This is a genomic window from Immundisolibacter cernigliae, assembly GCF_001697225.1.
Classification (GTDB): domain Bacteria; phylum Pseudomonadota; class Gammaproteobacteria; order Immundisolibacterales; family Immundisolibacteraceae; genus Immundisolibacter; species Immundisolibacter cernigliae.
Genome location: NZ_CP014671.1, coordinates 862,190 through 875,919 on the forward strand (window position 1 = coordinate 862,190; position 13,730 = coordinate 875,919).

A 13,730-nucleotide genomic window follows, 5' to 3' on the forward strand; every position below is an offset into this window, starting at 1 on the left:
TTGCGTGCACACCCCACTTGCCAGCCTGTCGCCCGACCCCCGGCGGTCGGTCCGCGACCAGGAACACACGACCCGAGGAGTCTTCCATGAAGCTTTACTACACCCCTGGTGCCTGTTCCATGGCCCCGCACATCGCCCTGCGCGAAGCCGGCCTGAGCTTCGACCTGGAAAAGGTCGACCTGATGGGCAAGAAGACCGAAACCGGCGCCGATTTCACCACCATCAACCCGAAAGGCTACGTGCCGGCCCTGCAGCTGGACAACGGCCAGGTGCTGACCGAGGTCGGCGTGCTGCTGCAGTACATCGCCGACCAGAAGCCGGCCAGCGGCCTGGCGCCGGCCGCCGGAACCCTGGAGCGCTACCGTCTGATGGAGACGCTGAACTTCATCGCCACCGAGCTGCACAAGAGCTTCGGCCCGCTGTTCAACCCGGCCTCCACCGATGAGGCCAAGAAAGCCGCCATCGACATGATCGGCAAGCGTTTCGGGTATCTGGACCAGCAACTGGCCGGCAAACAATACCTGCTCGGCGACACCTTCACCGTGGCCGACTGCTACTTCGGCACCGTGCTCGGCTGGTGCCAGTACGCCAAGCTGGACCTGTCGCCGTGGCCGGCCATCGGCGCCTATGCCGGGCGCGTGATGTCCCGCCCGGCCGTACTCGAGACGCTGAAGGCCGAAGGCCTGATGGGCTGACAGCAAGACCGAAGGGTCTGCGAGAACCGGCCCTGCCGTCACGGCGGGGCCGGTTTTTTTTGGCCTGTCGAGACCCGGCTCGTACCCACGCCGGGGAGCGGCCCGGCAGCCTGCTAGAATTTTGCTCCCCCGCCCGCCCCACCCATTCGCGCAGGAATCGGCTTTGCGTTCACTGCTCCAGTCCCTTATCGCCCGGGCCCTGACCCGGCTGCACGAGGACGGCGTTCTGCCGGACGTGTCGCCCCCCGACAAGGTGCACATCGAGCGGGCCCGCGACAAGGCTCATGGTGATTTCGCCAGCAACGTCGCCATGACGCTCGGCAAGGCTGCGCGCACCGCGCCGCGGGCATTGGCCGAGCGCATCGTCGCCGCCCTGCCGGCAACGGACGCCGTCCTGCGCGTGGAAATCGCCGGTCCCGGTTTCATCAACTTTCATTTGCAGCCGACCGCACAACTGGGCGTGCTGCTGGACGTGCTGGCCGCCAGTGACGCCTATGGCCAAAGCCGGATCGGCAACGGCCAGCGCGTGCAGGTGGAGTTCGTGTCCGCCAACCCGACCGGCCCGCTGCACGTGGGCCACGGCCGCGGCGCGGCGTACGGGTCGAGTCTCGCCAACCTGCTGAGCACGGCCGGTTTCGAGGTCGAGCGCGAGTACTACGTCAACGACGCCGGCCGCCAGATGGACATCCTGGCCGTCAGCGTCTGGCTGCGCTACCTGGAGTTCCTGGGCCAGGAACTGCCCTTCCCGGCCGGCGCCTACCGCGGCGATTACGTGCGCGCCATCGCCGCCGCGCTCGAACAGCATGTCGCCGACGGTTTTCGCAGGACCGCCAGCGAGGTACTGGATGGCCTGCCGCCGGACGGCCCGCAGGGCGGTGATGTCGACCAGTATCTGGACGCGCTGATCGCCCGCGCCAAGCTGCTGCTGGGCAGTGTCGATTACGGCCGCCTGCACCGCCACGGCTGCGACACCATCCTGGCCGACATCGACGACGACCTGAGTGCGTTCGGCGTCAGCTTCGATCGCTGGTTTCGCGAGAGCAGCCTGGTCGACAGCGGCGCGCTGGACCGCGCCATCCAGGCCCTGCGTGCCGGGGATCACCTGTACCAGAAGGACGGCGCCTGGTGGTTTCGGGCCACCGCCTTTGGCGACCGCCAGGACCGGGTGGTCATCCGCGAGAACGGCGAGCCGACCTACTTCGCCAGCGATGTCGCGTATCACCTGGACAAACTGAACCGCGGCTTCGACCGCATCATCGACATCTGGGGCGCCGACCACCACGGCTACATGGACCGCATCCGCGCGTCCCTGCGTGCCCTGCACGGCGATGACTCGCCGCTGACCGTGCTGCTGGTGCAGTTCGCGGTGCTGTACCGCGGTCTGGAGAAGGTCTCCATGTCCACTCGCAGCGGCGAGTTCGTCACCCTGCGCGAGCTGCGCGACGAGGTCGGCAGCGACGCGGCGCGGTTTTTCTACGTGCTGCGCAAGTGCGACCAGCACCTGGACTTCGACCTCGAACTGGCGCGCTCCAGCAGCAACGACAACCCGGTCTACTATGTGCAGTACGCGCATGCGCGCATCGGCGCGGTGCTGCGCCAGCTCGCCGAGCGCGGCCTGAAGTACGAACAACCCGCGCCCGAGGCGCTGGCCCTGCTGGCCGAACATCCGGAGCTGGATCTGGCCGCCGCGCTGGCCCGTTACCCGGAACTGATCGAAAGCGCCGCCCTGGCCCATGAGCCGCACCAGATCGCCTACTACCTGCGCGAGCTGGCCGGACTGTTTCATGCCTACTACAACAACCATCCCTTCCTGGTGGACGACGCCGACCTGCGCAACGCGCGCCTGGCGCTGGTGCTGGCCGTGCGTCAGGTGCTCAGGAACGGCCTGCGCGTGCTGGGCGTATCCGCCCCGGAGCAGATGTAATGGCCACCAAGCGACGCGGCGCGCAGCGCGCCGGAGCCGGCGCCGTCTGGGCGCGGGGCTTTTTCACGGGGCTGGCCAGTGGCGGCCTGGCGGCGGCGGTTGTCTATTTTTCGGTGCTCAGCCCGGACCCGGCGGCCATAGCCGACGCCACCCCCAAGGCGGCCGATGCCGCCAAGACCGTCAGCGGCCCCAAGCCGAAGTTCGAGTTCTACACCATCCTGCCGGAACTCGAAGTGCCGGTGCCCGACCAGCCATCCGGGGAGGCACGTCAGGCCAGCGTGCCACCGGCGCTGCAAACCCCGCCGCCGCCCATTCAGGGAACGGTCGCGCCGGGCGCCGCGGGTGCGCCCAGGCAGGCCCTGCCTGCGCCACAGGCACTGCCGCCGGCAACACCGCCCGCCAGCACCGGCGGGCGCTACATCCTGCAGGCCGGCTCGTCGCGCAACGGTGCCGACGCCGAGCGCCTGCGTGCGAGCCTCGCCCTTCAGGGCATGGTGGCGCAGGTGCAGCCGGTCAACATCAACGGCGAGACCTGGCACCGCATTCGGGTCGGACCGTTCGCGTCGCGCACCGAGGCAGACGCCGCCCAGCGCCAGCTGCACGGCGCCAAGATCAACACCATGCTGCTGGAACTGCGTGCGCCCTGAAACGCAGCCGCCACATCGTCCCCTTATCGTTAACCGTTTCGACCCGCCCCGGAGACCCTCGCCGCCATGATTACCCAGACCCCCACCCTGCACGCCTTCGTGTCCGGCCGCAGCGAGGGCTTCACGCCGCTGAACGCCTTCGACGGCGCGCTGCTCGACGCCGGCGTCGGCAATACCAACCTGGTCAAGATGTCGTCCATCGTGCCGCCGGCCACGCGCGAAGTGGCCGTGGCCGACATGCGCCTGCCGCCTGGCGCACTGGTGCCGATCGCCTATGCGGCCATGGAATCGGACATCCCCGGCTCGATGATCTGCGCCGCCGTGGCCGCAGCCTGGACGCATGACCCGGCCAAGCCGGGCCTGATCATGGAATACCACTCCCACGGCCACCGCGAGGACGCCGAGCGCGTGGTGCGGCGCATGGCCGAGGAAGGCATGAAGATGCGCGGCTGGGAAATCCGCGAATTGAAATCGCTGGCCGTCGACATGCAGGTGGAGAAGATCGGCTGCGTGTTCGCCGCCGTCGTGCTGTGGCACCACGAGGCCTGAGCCATGCTGGACGACACCTGGTACACCGAACAATGGGCCGGCGAAGGCAGCGCCATCTCCCTTGAGCTGAAGGAACAAATCCACGACTTCCAGTCGCCCTACCAGCGCGTGGAGGTGTTCCAGACCACGCGCTTTGGCAAGCTGATGACGCTCGACGGCCTGGTCATGGTCACCGAGCGCGACGAATTCGTGTACCACGAGATGCTGGTGCACCCGGCCATGTTCACGCACGCCGACCCCAAACGCGTGCTGATCATCGGCGGCGGGGACTGCGGCACCCTGCGCGAGGTGCTCAAGCACGACAGCGTGCAGCAGGTGGACATGGTCGAGCTCGACCAGGCGGTCACCGAGGCGGCGGCGCTGCACTTTCCGACCCTGCACGCGGCCAGCTTCGACCCGCGCGCGCGGCTGTATTTCCAGGACGGCATCGCCTGGGTGGCGGATGCCGAGCCGGGCAGCTACGACGTGATCCTGATCGACTCCACCGACCCGGTCGGGCCGGCGCAGGGGCTGTTCAGCGTGGACTTCTATCGCAACTGCCAGCGCGCGCTGGCGAGCGGTGGCGTGCTGGCGGCGCAGAGCGAATCGCCGCTGTTCCATGCCGACCTGATCCGCGCCATGCAGCGCGACCTGAAAGCCGCCGGCTTCAACGACGTCGCCACCGTGGATTTCCCGCAGTGCACGTATCCGTCCGGCTGGTGGAGCGTGACCATCGGCGCGCGCGACGGCTCGGCCAGCACCTTCCGCGGCGAAGGCGGTGCGCCGCCGACGATTGCCAGCCGCTACTACAACGCCGCCCGCCACCGCGGCGCGCTGGCGCCAGCCCAGTTCATGCTCGGCTGAAACGGCCGCTTCCTCACGCAATCACCAGGAGTTCATCCCCGATGACAGCCATCAAGCGCGTCACCAAGGCAGTTTTCCCGGTCGCCGGCCTTGGCACACGCTTCCTGCCGGCCACCAAGGCGAACCCGAAGGAAATGCTGCCGGTGGTCGACAAACCGCTGATCCAGTACGCGGTCGAGGAAGCGGTGGCCGCCGGCATCACCGAGCTGGTGTTCATCACCGGACGCAGCAAGCGCGCCATCCCGGATCACTTCGACACTGCCTACGAACTCGAAGCCACGCTCGAGAAAGGCGGCAAGAACGACATGCTCGAACTGGTGCGCAACATCACGCCACCGAACGTCACCTGCATCTACATCCGCCAGGCGGCGCCGCTGGGCCTGGGGCACGCCGTGCTGTGCGCAGCGCCGGTGGTGGGCGACGCGCCGTTCGCGGTGCTGCTGGCCGACGACCTGATCGCCGCCCGCGACCCCGGCCTGCACACCGCCACCTGCCTGAAGGACATGATCGAGGTCTACAACCAGCGCGGCGCCAGCATCATCGGCGTCGAGGAAATCCCGATCGAGTTCTCGCGCCGTTACGGCATCGTCAAGCCGCGCGCGGTGGGCAACGGCCTGTACGAGGTCGACGACATCGTCGAGAAGCCGGCCCCGGAAGACGCCCCGTCCAACCTGGGCGTGGTCGGCCGCTACGTGCTCACGCCGCGCGTGTTCGATCTGCTGCGCGCCACCCAGCGCGGCGCCGGCGGCGAGATCCAGCTCACCGACGCCTTGGCCGAGCTGATCCGGTTCGAACGCCTGTTCGCCTACAACATCCCCGGCCACCGCTACGACTGCGGCAGCAAGCTGGGGTATCTGGAAGCCACCATCGAGTACGGCCTGCGCCACCCGGAGCTCGGCGAGGACTTCAAGCAATTCCTGCTCGAGCGCGCCAGCGAGTCTTTCGAGCCGCGATCTTGAGCGACGCGCTCGCCGCCGAGGCCTGGGCGGTTTACCGCGCCGCCGAGTGCCTGTATGACGAGACGACCGTGCGCGGCGCGGTCGATCGCCTGGCCGGCGAGGTCACGGCAGCGCTGGCCGGCCACAATCCGCTGCTGCTGTGTCCGATGACCGGCGGCGTGGTGCTGGCCGGCCACCTGCTGCCGCAGCTCGACTTCCCGCTGGAGTTCGATTACATCCACGCCACGCGCTACGCCGGTGCGCTGCGCGGCGGGGAACTGACCTGGAAAGTCACGCCCACGGCCGAACTGGCCGGGCGGCATGTGCTGATCGTGGACGACGTGCTCGACCGCGGCATCACGCTGGCCGCGCTGGTCGATTTTTGCCGGCGCGAGGGCGCCGCCAGCGTGCATAGCCTGGTACTGGTCGATAAACGCTGCCGGCGCGAGGCCGCCATCGAGGCCGATTTCGTCGGTCTGTCCACGCCCGACCGCTACCTGTTCGGCTGGGGCATGGACTACAAGGGCTATCTGCGCAACGTGCCGGGCATCTACGCCGTGGCGGAGGCACCGTGATCGCGATCCTGGGCGGATCGGGTCTGGACCGCTGGCCGCAACTGGGCACGCTCACGCCGCAGTCCGTCAGCACGCCCTATGGCGAGCCGGCGGCGCCGCTGCTGTGCGGTCGGATCGACGGCATCGCGGTGTGTTTTCTGCCCCGTCACGGCGCCGCTCACAGCCTGCCGCCGCACCGCATCAACTACCGCGCCAACCTGTGGGCGCTCAAGCAGGCCGGCGCGCGCGCCGTGGTGGCGGTGGCAACCGTCGGCTCGATCCCGGCCCACATCCCGCCCGGCGCCCTGGTGCTGCCGGACCAGATCGTGGACTACACCCACGGCCGCGAAGCGACCTTCTTCGACGGCGATTGCCTTGATGACGCAGGCAGCCGTGTCGAACACATCGAATTCACCGAGCCCTACGACGCCGGCCTGCGCGCCGCGCTGCTGGCTGCGGCCAGTGACGCCGGCATCGCGCTGATCGACGGCGCCACCTATGCCGCCACCCAGGGTCCGCGCCTGGAAACCCGCGCCGAAATCGACCGCCTGGAGCGCGACGGCTGCCACATCGTGGGCATGACCGGCATGCCCGAAGCCGCCCTGGCGCGGGAACTTGCCCTGCCCTACGCCTGCCTGGCGGTAGTCGCCAACCGCGCTGCCGGCCGCGGCGGCAGCAGCCTGCTGGCCGAAATCGAACAGCATCTGGCCGGTGGCATCGCCGCCGCCCAGCGGCTGCTGGTGGCCGCCCTGCCGGGCCTGGCCGCCACCTGCCAGCCGGACCCGGGCACCGCCCCGGCACCGGGGAACCCCCTGTAGCCCGGCTGTGCCGGGCGATGATGAGCACACACACCGGTACGGCCTCAAGTCCGTGCGTCCGCTGCCGATAGATGTTGTCGGTAGGCCCGGCGCCAGCGTGTGACGGGCGAATGACCAGTTACTACAGGGCGCGACGCATGATCCTGCTGACGAGCGAGGACGCCTCGTTGATGGACCGCTGGGCGGTGGCTGTGGGCGGACGCGGCACGCTGATCCGGCGCGTGAGCCTGCTTGCGGAAGCCGAGGGCGCGCTGGCCGGACGCCGCCCCGATGTGATGCTGCTGGACCTGTCGCTGGGCGATTTGTCCGGTCCGGCTGGTATTGCAGCCCTGCTCAGCTTCAGTCCAGCGACGCACCTCATCGCGCTCAGCCACCAGCCCAACGACGAGGAGGGCATCGCCGCCCTGCGTGCCGGCGCCCGCGGCTACTGCAACGCCTACATCGACCCGCGTCTGCTGGCCAAGGCGGTCACCACGGTGCAAAACGGCGAGGCGTGGGTCGGCCGGCGCCTGACCGACCGGCTGGTGGCACTGGTCGGGCAGAACGCGCCCGTGCAGGTGGACACCGACAGCAGCATCGACCTTGACCTGCTCACCGCCCGCGAGCAGCAAATCGCACTGCAGATCGGCATGGGCAGCAGCAACAAGCTCATCGCCCAGCGCCTTGGCATTACCGAGCGTACCGTCAAGGCGCATCTGGGCTCGGTGTTCGCCAAGCTCGGCGTGCATGACCGCCTGCAACTGGCGCTGCTGGTGACCGGTCGGATGCAATACACCAGCCCCACCACGCCGGTGTGCTGAGCGCGGGCACGCGTAGCCAGAATCAGCGGCCATGAGCTGCTGATTCCGTGAGCCATCGGAAACCTGCAGGAGCCCGGCCGCGGCGGGCGATCATCGCGCTGTAGGAGCCCGGCTCTGCCGGGCGATATCGCGCAGCGAAGCTGCGCTCCTACAAGGTTTTTTCCAGGTGGCGGGCGCCCGGAAATCCAGGATGGATCCACGCAGCGCTTGCGGACGGGCAAGCTGCCGCCGCGGCGTCGCAACCAAAGTCCAATAGCCACGGCGGGCAACTGCCGGCATAGTGCCCGGCAACGCGCCGCAAGGCGGTATCCGGTGAGACAACGCAATGGAAACCATAGGCTCGATCAGCGCCGTGTGCGGTCGCGTGACGTGCGTGGACCCGAACGGCAGCACCCGCCTGCTGCGCCGCGGCGAGCCGGTGTTCGCCGATGACACGCTGATCGCGGCGCTGGACGCCGCGGCCACGCTGCAGCTGTCATCCGGTGCCTGCCTGCAGGTGGCGCCCGGCAAGCTGGTGGTGCTCGACGCCGACGTGTTCGAGACCGAGGAATCCGCCGACGACGGCAACCTGCGCCTGGCGGACATCAATCAGGTGCTGGGCTGGCTCGATTCGCCGGCCCGCCGCTCGGTCGCCTGACGAGCCGGCTTCGACGGCGTCCGGCACCGCTCGGACAACATCGCTCGAACGACGCCCCTCTCAACACCCGACGCCGCGCGGCTGGTTCTTCATGTGCAGTTTCCACGCGTAGCCGGCCAGGTTGTCGCCGAACGAAATCGCCTTGCGCGGCAGGCGCAGCAGGTCCTGGCCCGGATACGCCGCCGCCCGATCGCAGGTGGTGGCGCTGACGTAGCCCGCCTCGGCGACCATGTTCACCACCGTCTCGTCGTAGCTGCCGTAGGGATAGCAGAAGTGGCGTACCGGCGCGCCCAGCACCGCTTCGAGCCGGTGCCTGCTGTCACTCACTTCCTGTCTGGCCACATCCGGGTCGATCTGCGCCAGGCGTTGATGGGACAGGCCGTGGCTGCCAAAGTCGACGCCCGCCCGGTGCAGCTCGCGCACCCGCGAGGCACTCATCAGCGGCGGCGTGGCCCGGCCGTCGGCGGCAAACCAGGCCGCCGGCTGGCCGAGCCGATCCGCCAGCAGATAGACCATGGCCGGAAAGCCATACTGCGCCAGCACCGGCCAGGCGTACTCGCAGAAGTTCTCGTAACCGTCGTCGAAGGTGAGCACCACCGCCCGCGGCGGCAGCGGGCGCTCGCCGCGCAGACCGGCGATGGCCTCGTCCAGCCGCAGCACCGCGTAGCGCAGGCGATGCAGCCAGGCCATCTGCGCGGCGAAGTTGCGGTGATCGCAGTAGGTCGAGCGGTGTTCGCGCATGGGCGCGAACTGGCCCACCTGGTGATACATGAGGATGGATACCCGGCCCGTGCCCGTCATGTCAGTGCCCCAGCAGGTACCGGTACAGGTCCAGATAGGCGCCGACCACGGCTTCCCGGCTGAAGTCGCGGCCAATGCGAACCTGACCGGCGGCGGCCAGGGCGGCGCGCCGGGCGTCGTTTGGCAGCAGGCTGGCGATGGCTCCGGCCAGCGCGGCCGCGTCCTCGCACGGCACCAGCACGGCATCGACATCGGGGCGGGTGATTTCGCGCGCGCCGTGGCAGGCGCTGGCCAGCACCGGCCGACCGTGCGCCCAGGCTTCCAGGATCACGTTGCCCAGCGCCTCCGCTGCCCGCGACGGGAACACCACCAGATCGGCCAGCGCGTAGAACGGCGCCGGATCGGCCTGCCAACCGGCGAAATGCACCTGCCCGGCCACGCCCAGCTGGCGAGCCTGGTCCTGCAGCGAGGCCCGCAGCGGACCGTCGCCCAGCAGCAGCAACCCGACCGGCCGCCCGGCAATGGCGCGCGGCAGCCTGGCAAACGCCTGCAGCAGCACGTCCCAGCCCTTGACCGGCACGCAGCGGCCGACCGCCAGCAGCAGCCAGGCATCGGCCGGCAAGGGCAGACCGGCGCGCAGGCCGGCCACTTGCGACGGCGCAAGCGGCGCCGGTGCGTCCACGAAATTGCCGATCAGATGCACGCGCCGCGCCGGCAAGCCGGCCGCCAGCAGGTGGTCCGCCAGGCCGCGACTGTTCACCACCACGGCGTCGGCATGGGCAAAACGCGCCGGCGTGTAATAGCCGCCCAGCCGTGCCACATGCACCATGCCGCGCGGCGCCCGCGTCAGGCGCGTGGCGCGGCTCATCCAGGTCTGCACCAGGTCCGGCCGCAGCCGCCGCAGCTCGCGCCGCACTTCCAGCCGGGACAGCGGATCCCACACCGTGCGCAGCGGCAGGGCCGAGCGCGCCATATCCGGCGGCAGGTCGGCCAGCAGCGCGCCACCCTCACGCAGCAGCGCGTGAACCTCGCACTCGCGCTCCATCAGCCCGCTGCAAAGCCGCTTGAAGAAGCCCTCCGCGCCACCCAGGCCGCGGCTGGCGATCAGCTGTACGGTACGCAAACCCGCCTACTCGACCGTTGCCAGCTCCGGCTGCGACACGGCCGCGTGCCCACCCAGCAGCTTGCGATACACGGCCAGATTCCCGGCCACCATGGCCGCCACCGAGAAACGCCGCTGCACCAGCGCCCGGCCCAACTCGCCCATCCGTGCCGCCTGCGCCGGCTGGTCCAGCACGCACGCCATGGCCGCCGCCAGCGCCGCGACGTCGCCGGGCGGCACCAGATGACCGTTTTCCTGCACCACTTCCGGCATGCCGCCGGCGTCACTGGCGACGATCGGCACGCCGCAGGCGGCCGCCTGCAGCAGCGACACGCCCAGGCCCTCCCGCTCGGCCGGGTGCACCAGCAGGTCCAGGCACGGCAACAGGCGCGGCAGGTCGTCGCGAAAGCCCAGCATCCGCACCCGCTCGGCCAGACCCTGCGCAGCGATGTCGGCCTGCAACTGCGCCTGCAGCGGGCCGCGGCCCAGCAGCAGCACCTGCGCCGCCGGATGGCGCGCCAGCAGCGCCGGCAGGGCCGCCAGCAGATAGCGGTGGCCCTTGCGTGGAATCAGCTGCGCCACCATGCCGATCACCGGCTGCTGCGGCGCGATGCCGGTTTCCGCCGCCAGCCAGGCGCGATCGCGCTGCGGCCGGTAGACGTCGGTATCGACCGCGCTGGGCACGCAGCTGATCTTGGCCGCCGACACGCCATCGGCGCGCAGTACCGCAGCGATGCCCTGCGAGATGGCGACCACGTGATCGAACAGCGCGTACTTCGGCGGCACCAGCGCGCGCGGCTCGCGGTTGTCCACGCGCCGGGTCAGCAGCACCGGCAGGCCGGCCAGACGCCCGGCGATGCCGCCCAGCAGATCCGCCCCGCGCCGGCTGTGCAGGTGCAGCAGGTCCGGCCGCTCGCGCCGCAGCAGGCGCCACAGACGCCCGACCAGCGGCAGGTCGAGGTCGCCGCGGGTGTCGCAGGCGTACACCTTCGCCACGCCCTGCGCCGCCTGCGCCAGCGGACTGCGCCGGTCGCACAGCAGCACGTTGCGGTGCCCCAGGCCCGCCAGGCCCTGCATCAGGTACTGCACCTGCAGGGCGCCGCCGTACAGGTGGCAGCCGGTTTCGACGTGAAAAATCTTCATCGGATGGCGGCCTCCGCCGGGATGCAGCGCAGCACTTCGTCGACACCGATGCCGGTCAGGCACGGATGGGCGCCGCCGCAGCTGGGCGATCGTTTGCAGGGGGAACAGGACAGGCCGTGGTAGAGCACGGTCAGCGGCCGGCCCGGGGCGCTCAGGTACGGGCAGGTCGAGCCGAACAGCGCCAGCGTCGGCACCCCGGCGGCGACGCCCATGTGGGTCAGACCCGTATCGACACCCACCACCAGGCGCGCGCCGGCCACCAGCGCGGCGGCGGCGGCGATGTCGGTGCGGCCGGCCAGGTTGCGCACCGCGCCGCCGCTGGCAGCCTCGATGCGCTGCCCGGCGTCCACCTCACTCGGCCCGCCCAGCAGCAGTGGCGTCAGGCCCCGCTCGTCATGGAGTCGACGTCCCAACTCGCTCCAGGCGCCTTGCGTCCAGTGCTTTTGCGGGCGGGTGGTGAACGGCGCCAGCACGGCGTAGTCACCGGCCACGCCGGCCGCCGTCAACAGCGCCTGCGCCGCCTCCCGGCCGGGCGCGGTCAGCGGCAGGACCGGTACCGGCGCCGACAGACCAAGCTCGGCGGCGAGGTAGCCGTATTCGGCGGCAAAGGTCTTGTCGTTTGGCGTGCGCAGCGCCCGGGTCAACAGCAGGCGGCTGCCCTCGGCCGGGTCCATGCCCAGCCGCTGCCGGGCGCCACACGCACGCACCCACAGCGCGCTCTTGAGCAGGCCCTGCGCGTCGATGGCCAGATCGAAACGCCGTTCCCGCAACCCGCCCACGAAGCGCCGCACGGCGCCCAGCCACGCCGCGAAACGACGTGCCTGCCACAGCTCACGCCATTGCCGGCGCGGCCACACCAGCACCTCGTCGAGCGCCGGATTTGCGGCCGGCAACGCCTCGAAACCTTCCTGCACCAGCCAGGCGATGTGCGCCGCCGGATAGCGAGCGCGCAGCGCGCCCGGCAGCCCGCCGGCCATGACGATGTCGCCCAGCGCCGACAGGCGCACGATCAGGATGCGCACGCCACAACCCCGCGTCGCGGCAGACCCAGGCCCAGCGCGATGCCGCCCAGCAGCACCGCGTAGAAGCGGAAGTCCTGCGTCAGCAAACGAAAATCGAAGGCGCTCCAGATCAGCGTCAGCGCCAAGGCACCGGCCAGGAACAGGCCGAGTTCCGCCGGCAACGCTCCATTGCGGGCTTGGCGACGCAGTCCGGCCGCGAGACCGCCGACTACCGCCCCGAAAGCGGCCAGGCCAAGGGCGCCGAAGCGCACCAGCAGCTCCAGGTAGGTGTTGTGCAGATGCGCCATGGAGCGCAAGACAGGATCGCCCGCCGCGGCGATGACGCCATCACCGGCATTCGGACCGAGCCCGGTGAGCGACCGCTCCCGCCAACGCTCCAAACCGAGCCCGAACAAGCGCAGGCGCAGGCCGACCGAGTCCTGTGGCAGCGCGTCGAAAGTCGGGCCGACATCCTCCACCTGCGCCATGTCGGCCAGCATCTGGAACGCCGCGCTGTCGTCACCCAGTCGGCGCGCCACCGACTCGCCGCCCAGCAGCACTCCACCGACCAGCAGCACGCCCAGGGCCGCGAATGCCGGGCGCGGCACGCACCGCCGGCGCAGCATCAGTCCCGCGCACACCGGCATCACCAGCGCCAAGGCCAGCCAGGCACCGCGCGAGCGGCACAGCAGCAGGCCCAAGCCGAGCAGCGCCGCGGCGGCGAGCAGCGCCACCTGCGCGGCGCGGCGCTGGCCGGCCGCCGGCAAGGCCTCGATGCCGGCGGGCGCCAGCACCAGCAGGCCGAGCAGCGCGGTCGCCGCATACAGACCGAAGGCGATCATCGGCAGCCCGAAGCCAAGCCGCGTCACGCCGTCGGTGAGTGCCTGCGCCAGTTCGGCCCAGCGCGTGTTCAGCGCCATGCACAGCAGCAGACCGGTGCCGGCGAGCAGCAGCGCCCGGCGCGCGCGACTGGGCTGCCCGGCCACCGCCAGGCCGACCGGCAGCACCAGGCCGAGCTTGGCAAGGTCTTGCAGAACCTCGACATCGCCCGCCGACAGACCGCGGGCGAGCGCGAAGCCGGTGCCGTGCAGGATCAGATAAGCCACCAGCACCAGCAGCGGCAGCCACAGCGGGTGGCGGCGCAGAATCGCCAGGGCGCCGCGCGGCCGACACAGCGCAGCCAGCGCCGTCAGCACCAGGCCGACATTGGCGGCGGCCGGGGCCGCGAAGGCGCCCAGGGCAAACAGATAAAGGCCGGTGACAGCGATGCGATCCACGCCGCGCAGGCTAGAACCGCCGCGCGACAGAACCGCGACCGAACCGTGACATTTCGGTTAC

At 70.3% G+C, this 13,730-nt stretch carries 15 protein-coding genes; 10 read left to right on the forward strand and 5 right to left on the reverse strand.

Going from position 1 to position 13,730, the window contains the following annotated elements:
- Nucleotides 1-86: 86 nt before the first annotated feature.
- The 10 genes from gstA (at nt 87) to PG2T_RS04075 (ending at nt 8,405) form a co-directional block, all read left to right on the forward strand.
- Nucleotides 87-695 carry a glutathione transferase GstA gene (gene gstA, locus PG2T_RS04030; protein WP_068802935.1) on the forward strand — a complete coding sequence of 203 codons (609 nt, stop codon included), beginning with the start codon at nt 87-89 and terminating at the stop codon, nt 693-695.
- Between the two features lie 163 nt (nt 696-858).
- Entirely contained in the window at nt 859-2,619 is a 1,761-nt protein-coding gene (gene argS / locus PG2T_RS04035) for an arginine--tRNA ligase (protein ID WP_068802936.1), read from the forward strand.
- Nucleotides 2,619-3,266, forward strand: a complete 648-nt coding sequence (locus PG2T_RS04040; RefSeq protein WP_068802937.1) for an SPOR domain-containing protein — start codon at nt 2,619-2,621, stop codon at nt 3,264-3,266. Before argS ends, PG2T_RS04040 begins: the two co-directional genes overlap by 1 nt.
- Before the next feature lie 66 nt (nt 3,267-3,332).
- Complete coding sequence (locus PG2T_RS04045; protein WP_068802938.1) at nt 3,333-3,815, forward strand: pyruvoyl-dependent arginine decarboxylase; 483 nt, start codon at nt 3,333-3,335, stop codon at nt 3,813-3,815.
- Nucleotides 3,816-3,818: 3 nt separating this feature from the next.
- The gene (gene speE / locus PG2T_RS04050) at nt 3,819-4,658 is read left to right on the forward strand and encodes a polyamine aminopropyltransferase (RefSeq protein WP_068802939.1); all 840 of its coding nucleotides are present in this window, start codon (nt 3,819-3,821) and stop codon (nt 4,656-4,658) included.
- Nucleotides 4,659-4,699: 41 nt separating this feature from the next.
- Nucleotides 4,700-5,617, forward strand: a complete 918-nt coding sequence (gene galU / locus PG2T_RS04055) for a UTP--glucose-1-phosphate uridylyltransferase GalU (RefSeq protein ID WP_068802940.1) — start codon at nt 4,700-4,702, stop codon at nt 5,615-5,617.
- Nucleotides 5,614-6,171 carry a hypoxanthine-guanine phosphoribosyltransferase gene (locus PG2T_RS04060; protein ID WP_068802941.1) on the forward strand — a complete coding sequence of 186 codons (558 nt, stop codon included), beginning with the start codon at nt 5,614-5,616 and terminating at the stop codon, nt 6,169-6,171. Before galU ends, PG2T_RS04060 begins: the two co-directional genes overlap by 4 nt.
- Entirely contained in the window at nt 6,168-6,968 is an 801-nt protein-coding gene (locus PG2T_RS04065; protein ID WP_068802942.1) for an S-methyl-5'-thioinosine phosphorylase, read from the forward strand. Before PG2T_RS04060 ends, PG2T_RS04065 begins: the two co-directional genes overlap by 4 nt.
- Nucleotides 6,969-7,105: 137 nt before the next feature.
- Nucleotides 7,106-7,768, forward strand: a complete 663-nt coding sequence (locus tag PG2T_RS04070) for a response regulator transcription factor (RefSeq protein WP_158513144.1) — start codon at nt 7,106-7,108, stop codon at nt 7,766-7,768.
- A 325-nt stretch (nt 7,769-8,093) separates the two neighbouring features.
- Nucleotides 8,094-8,405, forward strand: a complete 312-nt coding sequence (locus PG2T_RS04075; RefSeq protein ID WP_068802943.1) for a FecR family protein — start codon at nt 8,094-8,096, stop codon at nt 8,403-8,405.
- Nucleotides 8,406-8,465: 60 nt separating this feature from the next.
- Here the strand turns inward: PG2T_RS04075 and PG2T_RS04080 are convergent, their stop codons facing one another.
- The 5 genes from PG2T_RS04080 to PG2T_RS04100 are packed head-to-tail and all read right to left on the reverse strand — an operon-like array spanning nt 8,466 to nt 13,669.
- The gene (locus PG2T_RS04080) at nt 8,466-9,206 is read right to left on the reverse strand and encodes a polysaccharide deacetylase family protein (RefSeq protein WP_068802944.1); all 741 of its coding nucleotides are present in this window, start codon (nt 9,204-9,206) and stop codon (nt 8,466-8,468) included.
- 1 nt (nt 9,207) lies between these two features.
- Nucleotides 9,208-10,269: a glycosyltransferase gene (locus PG2T_RS04085; protein WP_068802945.1), complete on the reverse strand. Its 1,062-nt coding sequence runs from the start codon at nt 10,267-10,269 to the stop codon at nt 9,208-9,210.
- A gap of 6 nt (nt 10,270-10,275) precedes the next feature.
- Nucleotides 10,276-11,391, reverse strand: coding sequence for a glycosyltransferase (locus PG2T_RS04090; protein ID WP_068802946.1), 1,116 nt, complete (start codon nt 11,389-11,391; stop codon nt 10,276-10,278).
- On the reverse strand, nt 11,388-12,413 hold the full coding sequence (locus PG2T_RS04095; protein ID WP_068802947.1) for a glycosyltransferase family 9 protein: 1,026 nt from the start codon (nt 12,411-12,413) through the stop codon (nt 11,388-11,390). The genes PG2T_RS04090 and PG2T_RS04095 overlap by 4 nt, the downstream gene beginning before the upstream one ends.
- A complete protein-coding gene (locus PG2T_RS04100) occupies nt 12,401-13,669 on the reverse strand; it encodes an O-antigen ligase family protein (protein ID WP_068802948.1) in 1,269 nt (422 codons plus the stop codon). Before PG2T_RS04100 ends, PG2T_RS04095 begins: the two co-directional genes overlap by 13 nt.
- Nucleotides 13,670-13,730 lie beyond the last annotated feature (61 nt).

Coding starts and splice junctions, on each gene's coding strand:
- gstA (WP_068802935.1), top strand. CDS start 87: ATGAAGCTTTACTACACCCCTGGTGCCTGTTCCATGGCCCCGCACATC.
- PG2T_RS04040 (WP_068802937.1), top strand. CDS start 2,619: ATGGCCACCAAGCGACGCGGCGCGCAGCGCGCCGGAGCCGGCGCCGTC.
- PG2T_RS04045 (WP_068802938.1), top strand. CDS start 3,333: ATGATTACCCAGACCCCCACCCTGCACGCCTTCGTGTCCGGCCGCAGC.
- speE (WP_068802939.1), top strand. CDS start 3,819: ATGCTGGACGACACCTGGTACACCGAACAATGGGCCGGCGAAGGCAGC.
- galU (WP_068802940.1), top strand. CDS start 4,700: ATGACAGCCATCAAGCGCGTCACCAAGGCAGTTTTCCCGGTCGCCGGC.
- PG2T_RS04070 (WP_158513144.1), top strand. CDS start 7,106: ATGATCCTGCTGACGAGCGAGGACGCCTCGTTGATGGACCGCTGGGCG.
- PG2T_RS04075 (WP_068802943.1), top strand. CDS start 8,094: ATGGAAACCATAGGCTCGATCAGCGCCGTGTGCGGTCGCGTGACGTGC.
- PG2T_RS04080 (WP_068802944.1), bottom strand. CDS start 9,206: ATGACGGGCACGGGCCGGGTATCCATCCTCATGTATCACCAGGTGGGC.
- PG2T_RS04090 (WP_068802946.1), bottom strand. CDS start 11,391: ATGAAGATTTTTCACGTCGAAACCGGCTGCCACCTGTACGGCGGCGCC.